16 protein-coding genes are annotated in these 19,350 nt (G+C 58.7%); 11 read left to right on the top strand and 5 right to left on the bottom strand.

Going from position 1 to position 19,350, the window contains the following annotated elements; all coding sequences use genetic code 11:
* Nucleotides 1-188 precede the first annotated feature (188 nt).
* Together G3N95_RS04685 and G3N95_RS04680 are read right to left on the bottom strand one after the other, a co-directional pair.
* Nucleotides 189-1,016, bottom strand: coding sequence for an LOG family protein (locus G3N95_RS04685; protein WP_205968828.1), 828 nt, complete (start codon nt 1,014-1,016; stop codon nt 189-191).
* Nucleotides 1,017-1,170: 154 nt separating this feature from the next.
* Nucleotides 1,171-1,698, bottom strand: coding sequence for a hypothetical protein (locus G3N95_RS04680; RefSeq protein WP_205968827.1), 528 nt, complete (start codon nt 1,696-1,698; stop codon nt 1,171-1,173).
* Nucleotides 1,699-2,021: 323 nt separating this feature from the next.
* On the opposite strand from G3N95_RS04680, the gene G3N95_RS04675 reads away from it, so the two are divergent.
* The 3 genes from G3N95_RS04675 (at nt 2,022) to G3N95_RS04665 (ending at nt 4,772) form a co-directional block, all read left to right on the top strand.
* Complete coding sequence (locus G3N95_RS04675) at nt 2,022-2,714, top strand: CBS domain-containing protein (RefSeq protein WP_205968826.1); 693 nt, start codon at nt 2,022-2,024, stop codon at nt 2,712-2,714.
* A 216-nt stretch (nt 2,715-2,930) separates the two neighbouring features.
* Nucleotides 2,931-3,194, top strand: a complete 264-nt coding sequence (locus tag G3N95_RS04670; RefSeq protein WP_205968825.1) for a hypothetical protein — start codon at nt 2,931-2,933, stop codon at nt 3,192-3,194.
* Nucleotides 3,195-3,290: 96 nt separating this feature from the next.
* Nucleotides 3,291-4,772 (top strand): PAS domain S-box protein, encoded by a 1,482-nt coding sequence (locus G3N95_RS04665; RefSeq protein ID WP_241018264.1) that lies wholly within the window; start codon nt 3,291-3,293, stop codon nt 4,770-4,772.
* Between the two features lie 383 nt (nt 4,773-5,155).
* Here G3N95_RS04665 and arcA read toward each other — a convergent pair whose 3' ends face one another.
* The 3 genes from arcA to G3N95_RS04650 all read right to left on the bottom strand — a co-directional run bounded on the left by arcA (nt 5,156) and on the right by G3N95_RS04650 (nt 8,995).
* Nucleotides 5,156-6,412: an arginine deiminase gene (gene arcA, locus G3N95_RS04660; RefSeq protein ID WP_205969044.1), complete on the bottom strand. Its 1,257-nt coding sequence runs from the start codon at nt 6,410-6,412 to the stop codon at nt 5,156-5,158.
* A gap of 16 nt (nt 6,413-6,428) precedes the next feature.
* Complete coding sequence (arcD, locus tag G3N95_RS04655) at nt 6,429-7,910, bottom strand: arginine-ornithine antiporter (RefSeq protein ID WP_277397988.1); 1,482 nt, start codon at nt 7,908-7,910, stop codon at nt 6,429-6,431.
* A gap of 278 nt (nt 7,911-8,188) precedes the next feature.
* Complete coding sequence (locus G3N95_RS04650) at nt 8,189-8,995, bottom strand: transporter (protein ID WP_346778353.1); 807 nt, start codon at nt 8,993-8,995, stop codon at nt 8,189-8,191.
* A gap of 367 nt (nt 8,996-9,362) precedes the next feature.
* Between G3N95_RS04650 and G3N95_RS04645 the strand changes: the two genes are divergently transcribed.
* The 8 genes from G3N95_RS04645 (at nt 9,363) to G3N95_RS04610 (ending at nt 19,299) form a co-directional block, all read left to right on the top strand.
* Nucleotides 9,363-10,784 (top strand): DUF2252 domain-containing protein, encoded by a 1,422-nt coding sequence (locus G3N95_RS04645; RefSeq protein WP_205968823.1) that lies wholly within the window; start codon nt 9,363-9,365, stop codon nt 10,782-10,784.
* A gap of 84 nt (nt 10,785-10,868) precedes the next feature.
* Entirely contained in the window at nt 10,869-11,600 is a 732-nt protein-coding gene (locus G3N95_RS04640; RefSeq protein WP_205968822.1) for a carboxypeptidase-like regulatory domain-containing protein, read from the top strand.
* A 78-nt stretch (nt 11,601-11,678) separates the two neighbouring features.
* Nucleotides 11,679-13,469, top strand: a complete 1,791-nt coding sequence (locus tag G3N95_RS04635; RefSeq protein ID WP_205968821.1) for a SulP family inorganic anion transporter — start codon at nt 11,679-11,681, stop codon at nt 13,467-13,469.
* Between the two features lie 65 nt (nt 13,470-13,534).
* Complete coding sequence (locus G3N95_RS04630) at nt 13,535-14,971, top strand: DUF2254 domain-containing protein (protein ID WP_205968820.1); 1,437 nt, start codon at nt 13,535-13,537, stop codon at nt 14,969-14,971.
* 422 nt (nt 14,972-15,393) lie between these two features.
* Nucleotides 15,394-16,107 (top strand): hypothetical protein, encoded by a 714-nt coding sequence (locus G3N95_RS04625; RefSeq protein ID WP_241018243.1) that lies wholly within the window; start codon nt 15,394-15,396, stop codon nt 16,105-16,107.
* A gap of 420 nt (nt 16,108-16,527) precedes the next feature.
* The gene (locus tag G3N95_RS04620) at nt 16,528-17,133 is read left to right on the top strand and encodes a hypothetical protein (RefSeq protein WP_205968819.1); all 606 of its coding nucleotides are present in this window, start codon (nt 16,528-16,530) and stop codon (nt 17,131-17,133) included.
* A gap of 217 nt (nt 17,134-17,350) precedes the next feature.
* The gene (locus tag G3N95_RS04615; protein ID WP_205968818.1) at nt 17,351-18,595 is read left to right on the top strand and encodes a hypothetical protein; all 1,245 of its coding nucleotides are present in this window, start codon (nt 17,351-17,353) and stop codon (nt 18,593-18,595) included.
* Between the two features lie 47 nt (nt 18,596-18,642).
* Nucleotides 18,643-19,299 carry a hypothetical protein gene (locus tag G3N95_RS04610; protein ID WP_205968817.1) on the top strand — a complete coding sequence of 219 codons (657 nt, stop codon included), beginning with the start codon at nt 18,643-18,645 and terminating at the stop codon, nt 19,297-19,299.
* Nucleotides 19,300-19,350 lie beyond the last annotated feature (51 nt).

Below are 19,350 nucleotides of genomic sequence, written 5' to 3'. Positions count from 1 at the left end.
TCCACAACAGGCCAGGCTCAGTGCGCTCGTCCTTCTGTTCCCGCGTACCTGAAAAGACTCGAAGTCCATGATTTCAGTATCGATGGTCGCGGGCAGAACGGCTATCAGCGCGGGATGAACATGGGTTAGGGATGTGGCGCCGAGCTATCAGAATTTTCCTAGGGGACGACGTCCGGCGTTACCAGCGGTCACGGTTGGGTTCCGTGATTTTCGTGCCAGTGGACGATCGCTTCCCATACGCCTTCAGCCGTCTCGCGGAAAACGAATAGCCGCATGTCGTCCTGCGAGATCATTCCTTCGCTGATCATGAAGTCGAAGTCGATCGCGCGCTTCCAGTACGACTCTCCGACGAGGACGACAGGCAAGGGCCGGATTTTCTGCGTTTGCAGCAGCGTCAAGACTTCGAACAGTTCGTCACACGTGCCGAATCCGCCGGGAAAGAACACAGCAGCGCGCGCCCGCTCCAGCAGATGGAGCTTGCGGATGGCGAAGTAATGCAGCCTGAAGCAGAGCTCAGGGGTGAGATACGGATTGGGCTCTTGTTCGCGAGGTAAGGAAATATTCAAACCAATACTCGGCGCCCCGGAATCGTAAGCGCCACGATTCGCAGCTTCCATAATCCCCGGACCGCCCCCCGTCACGAGCGCAAGGGACGACAGTACGCCGCCGCATCGCGCGGTACCTGCAATGCGGCCTAATTCTCGCGCTACGTCATAGTAGTGGCTTCGTTGAAGTTGAGCTTTCGCTACTTTCAGCGCGTCTAGTCCTTCCGTTTCGCCGGATTTTTCTCGGAGCAGGCGCCGGGCGTGCCGGATTCGCTGGCGCGCGACAGAGGGCGCGGGGATACGGGTGCTGCCGTACACGACTATCGTGTGGTCGATCGCATGGCGCTGCAGTGACTCCTCCGTTTTCCAGTAGTCGAGTTGCAACCGGACGCCGCACATCTCTGGACGTCTCAGGAAGGCGAGATCCTCGTCTGCCTGAAGATAGGTCGGACTTTCGATCAGACCGCGCACGCGCGAAGCGCGTCCCGTTGCGCTGTGCCTGGCGGGGCCCGGCTGGAGACGGCCCGACCCGACGTCCGACTCGACCTCAACGGACGCACTATCGTGAGGTAGGTGATCTTTCATGTAACGATCATGTCTGTGCGATAAGCCTTGGGGCTGCCTCTTATATGCTGCGCAACGGATAACGATGACGAGTACGCGCACGCGGCGAATGGCGTGCTGCGCAAAGACTTCCGCTGTAGTGGACGGAATCGATCGGACTCGCGCGCAGCGCCCTGGCTGGCGGCCAGGTACCGGAGGCTTTCCTTGCTTTTTCCTCGACGGGGCGCGCATGCAGACGTGTCGCTACCGTGGGCCGCAGGACATAGGGTCGCTTCAGACGAGCCGAAAACACGAGGCTGCCCGGCTCGACGCGGCTTCTGTCTTTTCTCGCCACCCGATCCACAAGTCCAAGCAAGGCGACAGCGCTTCCCAAGCGACGCGCGTTCAACGAGCCTGAGGTAAAAGGTTGCCGCTCTTCCACGAAACCACTGGCGTGGTGAATCTCGATGCGGCAATCCGCTTCCGGGCCGGCCAGTTCGATGAAAACATCATATGCGCGCGCGTGGTGCCGATGTTGTCGATAGCGAAAGCAGAACCTGGCTGGATCAGCGAGTCGGCGATGCGGATAACCGGAGTCGATAGGGTGCATGATGAGAGTGACCTTCGAAGGTTGCAAGACTCTGATCCGCCGCTCTACTTGCGGCCCCAGCTACTCATTAAGCGCGTGCGCCGCCTTTTGCGGTTGACGTGTGTCAACGATTAAAGCAAGTCGAGCGAAAGGTGCTCAGGAAGCTACAGGACGTGCGCCAGAAAGCCGTCCCTTGCACAAGAGTCTTCTATATCCGAACTCGCTTGATATCGATCAATTGAAAGCGGCCGCGCCAGTCGAAGATTCGCTTATGCGTTGACGGTTCATGGCGGCCGGATTTCCGGCTGCTTGCCGTTCACGTCACCCTCATGGAGGAAACAAGGATGCGCGCAATCGATGTCATGACCACGTCCGTCGTATTTGCACACCCCGATACGACGGTGCAGGAAGCAGCCAGGGCGTTGGTCGAGAAGCACATTAGCGGCATGCCTGTCGTCGACGACAAGGGCGAGCTGGTCGGCATGGTTACGGAGGGCGACCTGCTGCACCGCGCCGAGATTGGCACTGGGGTGGGCAAGCGTGCGTGGTGGCTGGATTTTCTGGCGTCGACTCGGGAACTGGCGAGCGAATATGTCAGGGAGCACTCGCACAAGGTGAGCGATCTGATGACGACGGACGTGATTACCATAACCGAAGACGCGCCCATTTCTGAAATCGCGGAGTTGCTCGAACGGCATCGGATCAAACGCGTGCCGGTGGTGAAGGACGGCAAGGTGACGGGTCTCGTGAGCCGCGCGAATCTGATCCGCGCGCTCGCCAGCATCATTACCGAGCCGAATGAATCCGCCGTGGCAGATGATCAGGCGATTCGAGAAGGCATCGTGATCGCCCTGAAGAATACCCGGTGGTCGCTGCCGCGCGAAAGCATTCTGGTCAGAGACGGGGTCGTGCACCTTTGGGGTGTCGTCACAAGTGATGAAGAAGGCAAAGCGATTCGCGTGGCAGCGGAAAACGTGCCCGGGGTGAAGGAGGTGAATAGTCACCTTGAATATCCGGCAGTGCTGCCGGGAATGTAGAACAAGTGCCGCGAAACGCTGTGCGACGGGGACCGTAATGAAACACGACCAGACATTGAAGAAAATGGTCGAGCGAATGTTCGGCGACAGTGCACGGATCGATTAGCGCCAAGCTGCCGTTCAGGCAGTTCAAGGCGTCGCCACGCTGTCGGGTTCGATACCCAAAGGCCGGCAAATACACCTCATAGAGGAAATTCTCGCCAAGGAGCGCAAATCATGAATGCATCATCCGAGCAAGTAGTGCCGGAAGCGGCGACGGCCAATGAAATCCGTGCGGTCATCGGGCCATTCGAAGACGACGTCGTGATGAAGATCATGCGGATCAAACCTACCGTCGACGACGTCGGTCGAGCCTATTCGTGGCTCAGGTCGGACGAGTACCTGCAGCGGCACCTCATACACAATTTGCCTGCACGAGCCGCCAATGTTTTCGACATTCTCGTTGCCGAATATCCTGAACTGGGCGACCCCGTGCTGTGAGTGGCTTCCTGCTGTGCCAACGCGAACCCGAACGGTTTTTCCGGCCGCTCGGAGAACCAGACTTGAAGTTGATGACGGGAGGCGCCTGTGAGCAGCATGAGCGCACCAGGCAGGAGTGACGCGAATCCGGTTTCCGGAGGCAATATATCCGGCGAACACCGCTATCATTTCGCCATCGATATCGACGGCGAATTCGCCATCTTTACGCTCGACACGCATGGTCAGGTCGAGACATGGAATACCTCAGCGGAACACATCACGGGATATGGTGCGGGTGAAATCCTTGGTAAGCCGTTTTCCGTACTCTATCCGACGGTTGCGGCTGACGTTCCTGTTCCGTCGGACATCCTGGCCCGAGCGGCGACGACTGGGCGGGCCTATTACGAGGGCTGGCACGCACGCAAGGACGGAACCCGGTTCTGGGCCAGCGTACTCGTCATTGCGCAGCGACGTGAGCAGGGCGATCTGGCTGGTTTTGCAGCCATTACGCACGATTTTTCGCAGCGTCATCTGATGGAGGCGAAGCTTCGCAGAAGCGAGCAGCGGTTACAGGCGATGATTGACAGCGTCGAAGACTACGCGATCTTCATGCTGAGTCCGACGGGTGACGTCACCTCCTGGAATACGGGAGCGCAGCGAATCAAGGGCTATTCCGCAGATGAAATCATCGGCCGCCATTTTTCTGTCTTCTATCCGCCAGAAGCACGGGCAGCGGGTCTGCCCGAACGCATGCTCGAGACAGCATCCACGCAGGGCCGGTCCGAAGCCGAAGGATGGCGTATCAGGAGCGATGGCTCGCGTTTCTGGGCAGACGCTATCATCAGTCCCATCCGCGACGAAAAGGGAGCGCTTCAGGGCTTCGCCAAAGTAACGCGTGATCTGACCGAGCATAAACGGCTGGAACAGCTCGAGCATGTCGGCGAACTCGCTGCGGCGACTGAACGGGCGCGGGAAGAGGAAAAGAAGCGAATCGCCAGGGAACTGCACGACGACCTCGGTCAGCAGTTGACCGCCTTGAAAATGAGCGCCGTCATCCTGCAGCAGGAAATCGAAGCAGGCCACCACACTTCGGAGACAGCTGCGAAGGCGCGTGGCCTGGTCATGCAGACCGACGATACGATGAGCGCGGTGCGACGCATCGCGTCGGATCTACGTCCCACGATGCTCGACGATCTGGGATTGCTGCCTGCCGTAGAGTGGCTGGCGGATGAGTTCAGTCGGCGCTACGGGATCAAGGTAAGCACCCGTTTGTCGGCGGGCGAACTGGAGTTCAGCGATACGGCGGCAACCGCGATCTTTCGCATCGTTCAGGAGGCGCTGACGAACGTGGCGCGTCATGCGTGCGCGACGGAAGTCGTCGTCACCATCGAGTTCGGAAATAACGAGTGTGAAGTCCGTATCGATGACAACGGACGCGGGGCCGCTCCCGCGTCCGGCGACAAGCCCAACTCATTTGGTCTGCTGGGCATACGCGAGCGCGTCCGGCAACTCAACGGTATCGCATGGCTGGGAAATAAACCGGACGGCGGATATCGAGTTGGGATCAAATTTCCGATCGACGCGATCGTTCGCCGCTGATGACTGTTGCATACAGGCAATCTCTGTTCTGCCACGATGGAAATTGAGCGAACCATTTCAATGCACGCGTGCATTCCGGCGACCTCGTATCCGCATTGATACAAGTCAAACGTGGCAGGCCTGCTTCCATGCAGAGATCGAGAACAATTCACGTGCACTTGCGAGCCTCAGAACGCCAGAGCAATCGCTCGAACTCGAACTGGAGAGCGTGTGCAACGTGTTCCTGAATCCAGCCGATCATCTGCATGTGAGGAGCAGACGCCTGCGGATCGACTCGATGCTGGCTCTGTGAAATAAAGCGCCGCGACCCATGAACAGCACCGAGCGTCCGCCGTTCAAGCGGCGGACGCTCGCCTGCCTGCCGCGCGGCAGGCGCCACTCATTCAATAGTCGATACGATCGCGCACGATCGGACAAGTCATGCAATGTCCGCCACCCCGGCCGCGGCCCAACTCGCTCGCCGTGATCGTGATTACCTCCACGCCGGCTTTGCGCAGCAAGGTGTTGGTGTAGGTGTTTCGGTCATAGCCGACCACGACGCCGGGTTCGATGCAGACTACATTGTTGCCGTCGTCCCACTGCTCGCGTTCCGCGGCGAAGGTGTTGCCGCCCGTCTCGACGACGCGCAATTTCGCAAGTCCCAGGGCGTCGGCCACGACATCCACGAATGGCTTGTCTTCGCGGCGGATATTGATCCGCGTCGCTCCCGAATCGCTGGGCCGCAAGGAGAACGCGACGATCTCGTCGACCACCTCGGGGAATACCGTGACGAGGTCCCGGTCGCAGAAAGTGAATACCGTATCCAGATGCATTGCGGCGCGAGACTTCGGCAGCCCCGCCACGATGATGCGCTCGACCGCTCCCTTCGCGAACAGATTCTGCGCGAGTTCTCCGATGGCTTGCCGCGATGTGCGTTCTCCCATCCCTATGAGCAGGAGTCCCTTTCCGATCGGCATGACGTCGCCGCCTTCGAGTGTGGCCATGCCATGATCGCGGTCCGGATCGCCGTACCAGACTTCGAATTCCTTGTGCGCGAAGTCAGGATGGAACCGGTAGATCGCCGTCGCCAGCAAGGTCTCCTGCCGGCGAGCCGGCCAGTACATCGGGTTGAGGCTCACGCCGCCATAGATCCAGCAGGTCGTGTCGCGCGTGAACAGCGTGTTGGGCAGAGGCGGCAATACAAAGCCGGAATAGCCCAGGTATTGCCGGTACATCTTCAGCGCGTTGGACTCGTCGGTATCGGGTATGTCCTCCGCCACGACGCCACCGATCAAAAACTCGGCCTGCTTGCGCGGTTCAAGGCCCTCGATCCATGCGCGCACTTCGTTGGCGAGTCCCACGCCTACGGTGTCGGGGCGGATCTTGCGGTCCAGAATCCACTTAAGCGCTTCGGGGACATGTACCGTCTCGGTCAGCAGATTGTGCATCTCCAGTACTTCGACTCCGCGCTCGCGCATCTTCGTGACGAAGTCGAAATGATCGCGTTTCGCCTGGCTGAGCCAGATGACGTCGTCGAAGAGCAGTTCGTCGCAATTGCTCGGCGTCAGTCGCTGGTGCGCAAGTCCTGGTGAGCAGACCATCACCTTGCGCAGTTTGCCCGCCTCCGAATGAACACCGTACTTCATGGTTTCCGTGGTCATCATGTGTCTCCTGTCATCAGAGCGTGAGGAAACCCTTGTAAAGGCCGAATGCCGCAACCAGTGCACCCATCACGACCGCCGCAAAGACCAGCTTTTCGACAAGGGTGAACACGCGTTGTCCAGTTTCGCGCTTTGCCTTGGCAAAAAGTACGGCGCCGGGCGCGTATAAAAGCGCCGACAACAACACGTACTTGAGTCCTCCGGCATAGAGCAGCCATACGGCATAGATCACTGCAATGGCAGCAATCATCAGGTCCTTGTTGCGTTGAACGGGCTCCTGCTCATAAGTTTCACGGCGCCATGCGACGAGCAACGCATAGGCCGCAGACCAGAAGTAAGGCAGCAGAATCATCGAGGTCGCCAGATAAATCAGCGAGAGGTAGGTCCCTTTCGAGAAAAGCGTGATGAGCAGGAAAGCCTGCGTCAGACCGTTGGTAAGCCACAGTGCATTCGCTGGAACCTTCTTCGCATTCTCCTTGCGAACGAAGCTCGGCATCGTGCTGTCCCGCGCAGCCGAAAAGATGATCTCGGCGCAAAGCAAGACCCACGAGAGCAGGGCGCCCAACAGCGAGATGACGAGGCCGACACTGATCAGAATTGCACCCCAGTGACCCACGACACGCTCGAGTACCCCGGCCATCGACGGGTTTTGCAGCGCGACAAGATCGGGGCGCGACATGATTCCGAGCGACAGCACGTTGACGAGTACGAGAACGAGCAGTACGCCGATGAATCCCATGATCGTCGCCTTGCCGACATCCGTCCGTTTTTCTGCGCGCGCAGAGAAGATGCTCGCGCCTTCGATGCCGATGAAAACCCAGACTGTCACGAGCATTGAGCCTCGTACCTGATTCGCTACGCTTCCAAGTTTTGGTGTATTCAAGCCGAAGAAGTCATTCGTGAAGAAGTGTGCGTTGAACGCAAATGCGCAGATCACGATAAACAGAACGATCGGTACAACCTTGGCGATGGTCGTGACCATGTTGACGAACGCCGCTTCCTTGATGCCCTGTAGAACGAGGAAATGAACGCCCCACAGCAACACGGAGGCGCAGGCAATCGCGACGGGTGTATTACCTTCGCCGAAGACCGGAAAGAAATAGCCGAAAGTGCCGAACAGCAGGACGAAGTAGCCGACGTTCCCGAGCCATGCGCTGATCCAGTAGCCCCAGGCCGACGAGAAACCCATATAGTCGCCAAAACCCTGCTTTGCATAGATATAGACGCCGCCATCCAGTTCTGGTTTTCGATTCGCGAGCGTCTGGAACACGAAGGCCAGCGTCAGCATGCCCACTGCGGTAATCGCCCATCCGATCAGCACCGCTCCCGCGCCGGCGCTGACAGCCATGTTTTGCGGCAATGAGAAGATGCCGCCTCCTATCATCGAGCCCACCACCAGCGCGGTCAGTGCACCGAGATGCAGTTTGGGAGCGGCGGCGGAAGTGATAGACGGACCCGCTTGCGAGCCGGATGCCGGTTGGGATACTGAATCAGACATGTAACCTCTCCTTCACCTGATTGGAATCCGCAACCAGGATCCGTGCTGTTCAACGAATTGAACAGCGACCGTCGTGTGCTGCGGACCAGAATGCGCGCCTGTTCGTCCGACTTATGCCGTCATTTACCGCCGACGGGATGGACTCTTCACGCATACTCAGCATAGGAACGGTCGAAGGTTGTCAGTTGACTTTGGTCAATGGATGGTCTGGGTTTCGAGGTTCAGAGATCGCGCGGAAGAAAGTAAAGCTGTGAATAGCGAGACTTTGCTACGAATGCCTAGTGGTTGAACCATCGATACTGCAATGTCAGTGAGATTGACTTGTAGTTTCCTCCGGCCCTGACCATGAATCCATTCGACACGGCGAGTTTGGCTGACCAGTCGCGCGTAACCGGAAGTGAAAGCGTAAGCCCATAGCGCGCATTGTTTTGAGAGTCGTCGTTCGTGATCCCGTTGACGGAAGTCGCACCGCCGGTATAGAAGCCCACATCGGCAGCCAACCACAGAGCAGGGCGGAACATGTATCCGCCATGCAACTGGAGCACGCCGAGCGGCGCCTGACCACGTCGCTTGCCACCGAGAAACGACGTGTTGTCCGTGAAAAACCAAACGCCTGCTGTTGCTTCCGCGAACCAGTTGCCGAGCGGCTGCGAAATGCCGAACTCCGGTTTGAACGCCCACCTATTGCTGCCAACATTCACGAGATGTGCCGATTCATATTGTCCCGTCGGCGCAATGACCATCAGGCTCGTGCCGACGATGGTGTCCGGTGTGCGGCGCGCGAATTCTTCCGGTGTCAGCGCAGGACCACCAAGAAGATCGATCGAAAGCCTGAAGCGGAGGTCGCCCAGACCGGCGCGATGCACCTGATTGGGTGCGTCGAAGACGTTGCCGGAGATGTCTCCGCTGATGAAAGGCGCACGCAGTGCAAGCGAAGCGGCGCGGCCGGCAAGATTGAATACGTGCACGTATCCAACGGACGCGGAATTGATGTGTGCATGGACATCGCTGATGGGAAGCGACGGATCGACGAGGACCTGCCCACCCAGCCACGAATAGGTGAGTCCAATAAAGTTGGTGCCCACCGGTGCGGGCGAATACGCGCGCGGCTCCAGTTCCTGAGCCGATACCTGTATGACGATGAGGAAAAAGCACGAAGCGACGGACGTTGCGCGCCAGTCGCGCGCGCGGAACGAACACGATGTACCACGAGTTGGGCTTGCGCGTGACTGCGCCGCGAATCGGTAATCAGCTGCCATGGGTATCCTCGGGTGAATCCAGTTTGATACCGACCGCATTCATTCACAACTGAGGCCATCGCGAAGAAATCCGCGCTTATGGTGAATCTTCAGGTTCTCGAAGCGTTGACCTGAGTCAATCTGACGGAGCGCCGCCCGGGTATGGTAAATCGCATACGGGTGGTAAAGCCTGATTGCCATTAGGAGCGATGTGATGGACAAAGCCGTTTCGCACAAGGCAACGCGCAATGCACATACAGCGCCTGTTTCGTATCGAACGCCCGACGAAAGGGCTGCACAAGGACGGCTTGTACGTGAAGCTGTGCCCAGGTCGTCGCAGGCCGGCTGGAAGGCTTCTGAGCGACGCCAGGATCCAATGGAACTTCTCGACATGTCTAACGTTGGACGACTGCCGAGCCTGATTCCTATTCGCTTCGGGCGAATGTCGACTTCTCCGTTTGCGTTCTATCGTGGCGCCGCCATTGTCATGGCGGCCGACCTCGCTGCAACGCCGACGAGCGGGTTGCGCGTGCAGGCGTGTGGTGACGCTCACCTGATGAACTTCGGTGGCTTTGCAACGCCTGAGCGCAACGTGATCTTCGATATCAACGACCTTGATGAAACGCTTCCTGCACCGTTCGAATGGGATCTGAAACGGCTCGCAACGAGTGTCGTTATCGCGGCGCAGCATCTGGAACTGCCGTATAGCGACGCAACCCGCGTAGCGACGGAACTCGTTCGCGAATACCGTGAGCGCATGCACGACTACGCATCCATGCGTGCGCTGGACGTCTGGTACGACAAAATCGATCTGCAGAAATACCAGGACCGCTCAGGCGATCCCGCTGTCATTGAAGCAGTCCGCAAGCGTATAGGAGAGCGGATCGAAGTCGAACGTCGCAAGACCATGCCCGATCATTTCTATCCGAAACTGGTTTCGGAGGAAGGCGGGCGGCCACGTATCAAAGACGAGCCGCCGCTCATCTTTCATCCCACTGAAGAGATCGCCCCGGGTCTTCAGTCGGGTTACGCGGAAGCGATCCATTCATACCGTGAGAGCCTCGCCGAGCATGTGCGCGTGCTGTTCGACAGATTCGAGTTCGTCGATCTTGCACTGAAGGTGGTCGGCGTCGGCAGCGTCGGCACGATGTGCGCTGTCGGTCTGTTCATGGCCTCGGACAACGACCCTCTCTTCTTGCAGGTCAAGGAAGCGCGAACGTCGGTGCTTGAGCCGTATGCGGGCAAGAGCCTGCATGTGAATCACGGAGAGCGCGTCATTGCTGGCCAGCGCATCATGCAGGCGGCCAGCGATGTCTTTCTCGGCTGGAGCCGCGGATCAAACGGACGCGACTTCTATATCCGCCAGTTGCGGGACATGAAGATGTCGGTGGTCATCGAATCACTGGATACCGGCTTGCTCAGGCAATACGCGCGTATGTGTGCGCATGCCCTCGCGCGCGCTCACGCGCGTTCGGGGGATGCGGCAATGATCGCAGCCTATATGGGTTCGGGCCAAACGTTCGATGACGCGATCACCGAATTTGCGACGGAGTATAGCTCCCAAAACCGGCGTGACTATCGTGCGTTCATTCAGGCGATTCGCGAAGGCCGGATCCAGGCGACGACAGTGGAATAGGGATGTGCTAACGCAATGGCGTAGAGGTATGCATCCCTCGTCTCGACGAATCGGATGCGGCAGACAGATTGGTGGAGACATTTCATGTGCACGGTTTTCTCAGTGACGCACAGGACCATAGTAGGCGCACTGCTATGTCTGGTCATCGTCGTTCCGCTCGAAGGATTCACACAGCCCGCTCGCACTGTCACGCCGGGCGACCTGACTACGCCCTCGGAGCGCGCCGAGTTCTGTACAAAAATGCGCGAGGCGCCGACCCATGCGGAACGTCGGGCTGTCGCGCAGAAATGGCACGAACTGCTGGTCTCGCGAGCGAAGGAGCAGGGCGCCGACTTGCCCTACAGCATGGGCAGCCACCATTCGATGATGGGCCATGACGGCGACATGCCGATGGGCATGGGTATGGGCACAACATGTAGCGGTACGGGAACCGGTGCGCAGCTTCCCTCCGCAGCGGGAGGGCCGCCCGTCGAGCGCAGTCTGGGTATCGCATACGTAACGGGTGGCGTGGGCGTTGATGAAGCCGCCGCGATGCGTGCCATGGCGGACCGCTACAGCATGCGCGCCCGCTTCACCGCGAACGGCGGTGAATTCGTCTCGGGTGTCGACGTGCGCATATTGAGCACCGATGGCCGTTTGATCTTCACAGCCACTTCGGACGGCCCCTATCTCTACGCGCAAGTTCCACCGGGACGATACCGGCTCGTCGCGAAGCTGAACGGACTTGAACGTTCGCGAAGCCTCGATATTCCCCGGCGCGGGGGCACTTTCGTTTCGTTGACGTGGCCCAACATGCGACCCGCTAGCGGCGGTTGATGTGTTGCGTGACAGCGGCTCGAAACGGGCTGGCCGGATGGTTGTATTTACGGATCGACCGACCGGGAGGAGAGTGAAATGGCTAAGCAACAAGTCTCAGGCGCCACAACCGTAATCGAGACTCCCGCTACAGGCTGGCGTGCGATCGTTCCGCCAGCACAATGGCTCTTTAACTATCAGTGGCGTTGGCTTCCCGACGATGCAGTCGCCGGTGTGACGCTTGCCGCCTATGGCATACCTGTCTCGCTCGCCTATGCGACGCTCGCAGGGTTGCCGCCGCAATACGGCATCTACTGCTACCTGGCGGGCGGCCTGTTCTATGCGGTGTTCGGATCGTCGCGCCAACTGGCCATCGGCCCCACGTCGGCGATTTCGATGCTCGTTGGTGTAACTGTCGCCGACATGGCAGGCGGCGACCCAGCGAGGTTCGCATCCATCGCAGCCCTGACCGCTGTTCTGGTCGCCGTGATGTGCGTGCTGGCGTGGATTTTCAGGTTGAGTTCGCTGGTGAACTTCATCAGCGAAACGATATTGCTCGGCTTCAAGGCGGGGGCGGCGCTGACCATCGCGTTGACACAATTGCCGAAGCTGTTCGGCGTCAAGGGAGGCGGTGAGCAGTTCTTCGAGCGCGTCGCGATTCTCGTCGGACAGCTTCCCGATACGCATCTCGTGGTACTGATCTTCGGCATCGGTGCGCTCGCTCTTCTACTATTGGGCGAAAAGTTTCTTCCCGGCCGCCCCGTTGCATTGTTCGTCGTGGTGTTGTCGATCGTGCTGCTGACGGTCACGCCGCTTCGCGAGATGGGATTCAAGATCGTCGGCACGTTGCCGACCGGTTTGCCTGATTTCCACTTTCCGGCGCTGCGCGTGCGCGATGTCGACGGCATCATTCCGTTGGCGTTTGCATGCCTGTTGCTGTCGTATGTCGAAAGCGTTTCTGCCGCGCGGGCGATTGCACAAAAGAACGGCTATGAAATCGATCCACGCCAGGAACTGCTGGGATTGGGCGCGGCCAATCTCGCGGCAGGGCTTTTCCAGGGCTATCCGGTGGCGGGCGGCTTGTCGCAGTCATCCGTCAACGACAAGGCGGGTGCAAAGACGCCGCTTTCGCTCGTATTCGCTTCGATCGCAATCGGAGTGTGTCTGCTGTTCCTCACGGGACTGCTCACCAATCTGCCCAACGTGGTGCTTGCCGCGATCGTGCTTGTTGCGGTCAAGGGACTCGTGGACATCCGCGAACTGCGTCATGTATGGCGGGTGAGCCGTTATGAGTTCCTCGTGTCGATGCTCGCGTTTGCCGCAGTCCTGCAGCTTGGCATCCTGAAGGGCGTGATATTCGCAGTTCTCGCATCGATGCTGTTGCTCATCAGGCGCGCCGCACATCCTCACGTAGCGATGCTGGGGCGCATTCCCGGTACGCAACGCTATTCAGATGTCGAACGTCACCCCGACAACGAGTCGGTGCCTGGCGTGTTGATGTTTCGCGTGGAGGCGTCGCTGCTTTACTTCAACACCGAACATGTACGGGCGACGGTATGGGAGAAGATCCGCTCAAATGAGACTCCGATCAAACTGGTGATCTGCGACCTCTCCAGTTCTCCAGCAGTCGACCTGGCGGGCGCACGAATGCTGGCGGCACTGCAAGCGGACCTTGCCAGGAGAGGAATGCTTCTTCGGATCGTGATGGCCCATGCAGGTGCGCGCGACATCCTGCGAGCGGAAGGTCTTGAGGAGCGGGTTGGCCATCTAGGGCGGCGTGTCACTGTGAGCGACGTAGTCGATGCGTTCCTGCGAGGCGTCGACACAACGTCCGTCACGCTGGAGGACACAGGAAAAGGAACGTTGCCGGACGCCACCAGGCTGGCATAGCCCGTGATCGAGCGCGCATCGGGCGCTCGATGTTCCCCATGTGGTAACTGGCGAGGGAGGCTTGCATGGCCTGGAACCGACGATACAGCGTGATCAGCTATGTCCGGTCCTCGCTGTGGATCGTGCCTATTCTTGCAGTGATTGCCGGCATTGTGCTGAAGCGCATTGCCGAATACGTGGGCGCCTGGTTGACTACGTATCATGCGTACGATCTGCAGCACGGATTCCTTGCCGTCAATGCCGACGAGGCACATTCGATACTCGATCGAATTTTTACGCTGAACCTCTCCTGTCTGGTTTTCAGCTTCGGTTCTTTGCTCGTTGCCATTCAGGTGGCGGGTGGACAATACACACCGCGCATCATCGCCACCACCCTGTTGCGCGACAACGTTATCCGATGGATCGTGGGGCTATTCGTATTTTCGCTTCTCTGGACGCACAGGACGATGGCGGAACTGGGTCAATCCGTCGTTGTGCCTCAACTGCAGGTATTTCTGGCAACGATTATCGGTCTTGCTTCGCTGGTCGCATTTATTCTGCTGATCGATTACTCGGCGCGATTGTTGAGACCAGTGAGCCTCATAGGGCGCGTCGCCGATCAGGGATTCGCCGTCATTCGCCACATCTATCCATACGCATTCGATGAAGCCCGGCGGCAATGGGTCTCGGGATCGCAAAAAATCGAGCGTGCAGCGATACAGGAGTCGGCCTCAGCGGCAAACGGCGATCGCGCTTCAAAGGGCGGCGCGAAAAGTCGGCGAGTGGTCGCCTACCGCGGACGTTCCGGCGTTGTCCTAGCCGCTAACCTGCACGGTCTGGCACGGGAGGCTCAACGTCTCGATTGCCTCATTGAGTTCGCAGTTCAGGTCGGCGATTTCATCGCTACCGACGAGCCACTCTTCTACCTGCACGGTGGGAGCGTTGCGGTTCGCGAAACTGACGATCGGCGACTACAAAGCCTCGTTGCACTCGGCTCGGAACGAACGATGGAGCAGGATCCGATGTTCGCATTCCGGATCGAGGTCGATATCGCCCTGAAGGCATTATCGGCTGCGATCAATGACCCTACGACGGCTGTACTGGCGATCGATCAGTTGCATAGGCTATTGCGCGTGGTGGGCAAGCGATCTCTCGCGGACCGGACGGTTAGGGACGACCGCGGGCAAGCACGCGTGCTTTTTCGCACGCCCCAATGGCGCGACTATGTGCATATCAGCATCAGGGAAATTCGCCAATGTGGCGCGGGCAGCATGCAAATCGACAGGCGGCTGCGCGCGATGATCGAAAACCTGATGAAAACGTTGCCCGTATCGCGTCATGAGGCGTTGCTCCGCGAGCTCGAGTTACTGGATGCCGCGATTGTGCGGGAACATATGTTCGATGAGGATAGGGCGCTGGCCAGGATTCCCGACACCCAAGGGCTGGGCGGAGCATCGGAAATGACATCGGGAATCGACAACGAGCATGCGAAAACGAGCGACGTTGGCAGTATCGACGAATGATCTATCGTCGCGACGGACTTAAGGTTCGTCACATGCGGATCGGTTCGCTGCGGCAAGGAAGCGACGATCTCCCTGGCATTCCTTGCGAATGCGACGAAGGGATTCCCTCTATGTCTCGGTTCCCGAGGCCGTTGACCTGAATCAAGCCGCTAGATGTTCGCGTGCGTATCGTCAATGGCAGGTGGCAAGTGACAAAGCAACTGTGTTGCGTGCGCCTTCGAGTCAATGTTTTACCGGAGCATGAAGTGATTCTACGGATCTTCGCGATGGCGAAGAGACACAGCTTGCTGGTCCTCGCCTGGCTAGCGGTACTGCCTTCATTGAGTGCGAACGCTGCTTTTCAGCCCCCTCGCGTCGGCCTACCCGAAACGGGGGCGACCGTGATAGCCCGGTCGACCTCCCGAGGGGACAGTCTGGACGACATGCTGAGTCAAAACGGAATCGTTCCGGGCTCTGAGAAAGCGCGAGTGCTGACGGCGTGGTTCGACGTGATCCTGCGAGATCCCGTTATCCAAACCCGTTTTCCTGGTGGTGCGCGAGCGCTTCAGAAAGTCTTTTTCGACGAAGGCAAGCGGGAAGCGCTGATGTCGAGCGGGCTTGCGCGCCTGACGCCGAACGAGCGTCTGGATTACCTGCAACTGTTCACGCGACTGCTCGACGAATTGGTTCCCGTCAATTGCTTTGGTCTTGTCGATATGACCGCGGTGATGAATCGCATCACGCTGGCCCAGATGTCCGATACAGATACCGCGCTCTATCTGCGACTGCTTTATAGAGTGTTGGTGAGTAGTGGCTCGGACATTCCCGTACGACTTCCGACGCAAGAGGAATACGACGCGGCCGTGGAGGAACTGTCCCGCGCGATCGTCATCGAGCTGGATGCGGATCCCGCGAGCATGGATCGGTATGAGCTGTACATGGTGCATCCGTCTCAGGCGACGCCATCGGATGTGTGCTGGACCACAAGGGTCACGTTGCATGCGATCGCAAAGATGTCTGAAACAGAGCGGGACTTCGTACTGCTGCCTGCTATAAGCGGGGCCACTGTGGAACCATTCAAGAATCCAGCCGCCGAGCAACCCGCACAATCGCCGCTTCCTTTTCGGAACCGACCAACTGAAAAGTCGATACATTGAATTGCGACGGGGGCCCAATCAGGGCAAACAACCGAGGCACTCATGCAATGACGATACGTTGCGACCGAAGTTCTTGAAGGGCGACTACGAATATTAGTGAGGCACAACATGGAATTCCTGCTTCTAGCCGCGATCTTCCTCACATCGAGTGGATTTCTCATCGGCGCCGCTGTGGCGCCGGCCCCGCAAGCCGCCATGGTACAACCAACCGCTGCCGTGCCGGCAGAGGGCGCCACCATGACACCACAGCCGGGCCCGCACTTGTCGGGGCCGAACTCTGAATCCGGTCAACGGAAAGGCGAGTGACCGGGACAGCCGCATAAACGCGTGGATGCGTTTGAGTGGTGAGATGGCTCGATGTAGCGTGGAGTGGGTCAACCAACCAGTGGGGCTATGGTCTGTTCGAACGGAGGTTGAGCCATGAGCATCCAATGGTCAGTAAGGTCTTTTATCGGCATTACTGTTCTGTTGTCGACAATGGGCGCGACAGCGCATATCTATGGGCAGAGTCAGCCGCCTCCCGCTCTCGAACAATCAAGACAATTCTCCGGCAGTAGTGTGACTAGGGCGAGAGCTATCGTCTTCGGGATCGATGCCTTACGCAATAGCGTTACTCTCGTTCAAGAGAACGGTGATCCGGTGGACGTCGTGGTGGATCCGTCAGTAGGCGATGTGACTTCGCTGAAGACGGGCGATGCAGTCGCGATCACATACAGCCGGGCTCTTCTGCTTCGCGCGGTAACGACGTCGTCGAATGGTATTCGAGAGCGGATAGACAGTGGATTCAGCACCGCTCAATCTGTAGGGTCGTCGCTGGCGGTGCATCGGGTTGAAGTGGTGGCGACTGTCGAAAAGATTGATTACACAAAGCGCCAGTTGACGCTGCGCGGTCCAACCCGGACAGTGACGTTGGAAGCCTCATCCGACGGTCTTCTGAATGGGCTCAACGTAGGCGACAGTGTACGTGTCGATTTCGTCGAGGCTACGGCGATTCGAATCTCTCGCGATGGCGTGCCGCTGCAGTGATCGATCGATTGGTCCGATTGCTCTTTCCCGCTGAAGCTGCCACATACAAGCTTCGCAAGGTGACGGAACGAGCAAACATGACGTGGATCAATTTGCATGTTGAGTCCGCTCGTACGATGAGTGCTAAGTCGAAGATGAATGTGCGACTGTCGATCCGCCGATCTCCGGATTTCTCGAAGTAGCGGCCGAATCAATCCCGAGAAAGAGGCACCAAACCATGAGTCACTACCTGGGCCTGGGACCGAAGAGGACCGATCATGCGGTCCCGTCCGCTGACGATATCCTGCGAGATACCCAGAATTTCTCGCTGGTTCTGGGAGGGCCGCTCTTTCAGCTTCTGCGCCGCACGCACATGGCTGACGATGCACTGGAGCTGGTGCGCCAACGCGTTCTCGTCATCACACTCGTGGCCTGGCTGCCGTTACTGGTGCTCGCAACACTCGAGGGGCATCTGCTTGGTCACAGCGTGGCCGTACCGTTCCTGCTGGATCTGGAAGTTCACATTCGCTTCCTTGTCGCTGTGCCGGTTTTAATCATCGCCGAGCTTATCGTGCATCGCCGCCTGCGCCCGATCGCACGTGCGTTCCTCGACCGGAAGATCATTCCTGATGTCTCGGTAACGCGGTTCGATGAGGCGATCAGGTCGGCGTTCCGTCTGCGCAATTCAGTCGTTGGAGAACTGCTTCTGATCGCTCTGGTGTACGGCGTCGGTGTCCTCGTCGTCTGGCGCCAATACACCGCCCTTCAAACGACGGCGACGTGGTACGCAATACCAGGTGCCGGCGGCTTGACGCTCTCGCTCGCCGGATTCTGGTATGGCTACGTCAGCGTGCCGATATTTCAGTTTCTGCTGATCCGTTGGTACTTCCGGTTGTTTATCTGGACGAGGTTTCTCTGGCAGGTATCGCGTATCGAGTTGAACCTGGTTCCCACTCATCCCGATCGTGTCGGTGGCCTTGGGTTTCTCGCCAACACCGTCTATGCGTTCATGGCCCTTCTTGTCGCGCACGGAGCAATGCTGGCTGCTCAAATCGCAAATCGCATCTTCTTCGCGGGGGCCGCATTGACGGAATTCAAGGCGGAGACGGGGGCAATGGTTTGCTTTCTGCTGTGCCTGGTGTTTGGTCCGTTGCTGGTCTTCGCGCCTCAGTTGGCTCAGGCGAAGCGGAGGGGCCTGAGTGAATACGGAGCACTGGCGCAACGATACGTGCGCGAGTTCGACGACAAATGGCTGCGAGGCGGTGCCTCCGCCGGCGAGGCCTTGGTAGGGAGTGGCGACATCCAGTCGCTCGCGGATCTCGCCAACAGTTTCGATGTAGTGCGCAACATGCGAATTGCGCCCATTACCCGGGATGCCATCGTGCGCCTTGCGGCCGCAGTACTTGTGCCGATCGTACCGCTGGCGCTGACCATGATGTCACTGGAAGAGTTGCTGAAGAAACTGTTCGGGCTGGTCTTTTAAGCTTTTGCCCGGATTATCATGCGTCGCCATATCTTGCGGGACCTGCCATGAAGCGTGCACTTGCCTGGGACGAGGTCGAGGCTCGTCAAGCGATCCGACTGGCTGCTTACGACCTCTCACGAAGTGGTATGTGCGAGGGATGGCGTGACGTATGCCGTGTGCTTCGTGTGCGCTTTGACGCCGAACAGTTGGCAATGATGTTCGAGAACCCTCTCAGCCGACTCGATATTGATCAGCGTTGTTACCGCGCGCGAAATCCCGGCAGCGCCGACAACGCGTTACCAGCCGATACATCACTCATCGGGAGAGGTGCAGAGAAACCGCGCTGGGCACGGAAGCATCGGGCGGCAGATCGAGAGACGCAAGAAGGGGGGCATCTGGCGGCGCGAATCCTGGAGGTACTGGGAGGCGATAGCGAACGCACCGCAATGGAACTCGCTGAAGGCCTCGGAGTGCGCCGTAATGAAGTGTTTATCGCCGTACGGAGAATGTTAGCCGACGGGGATCTACAGATCACGAGATACGTAGCCGCGAAGCGTGGCGGTCGGGGGGCGCGAGTGTTCGCGTTAGCTGCCGGCATCGCGCGGAGAAAGGATGACGAACATCTCGCACACATGCCTTTGTGGCCGGCCGATCCTGTCGTAGCGACAGCACTTGACGAATCGTTCGCCGTAGATGACCGTGCGGCCGATCTGACGGGCTGACATCCACGGTTTTGCACCTGAGAGCAAGCGTCAAAGGTTATTCTCGGCGGC

This window comes from Paraburkholderia sp. Tr-20389, from assembly GCF_017104565.1.
Taxonomy (GTDB): domain Bacteria; phylum Pseudomonadota; class Gammaproteobacteria; order Burkholderiales; family Burkholderiaceae; genus Paraburkholderia.
The sequence above is the reverse complement of the archived record's forward strand: the minus strand, read 5'-3'. Positions and strand labels throughout refer to the sequence as shown.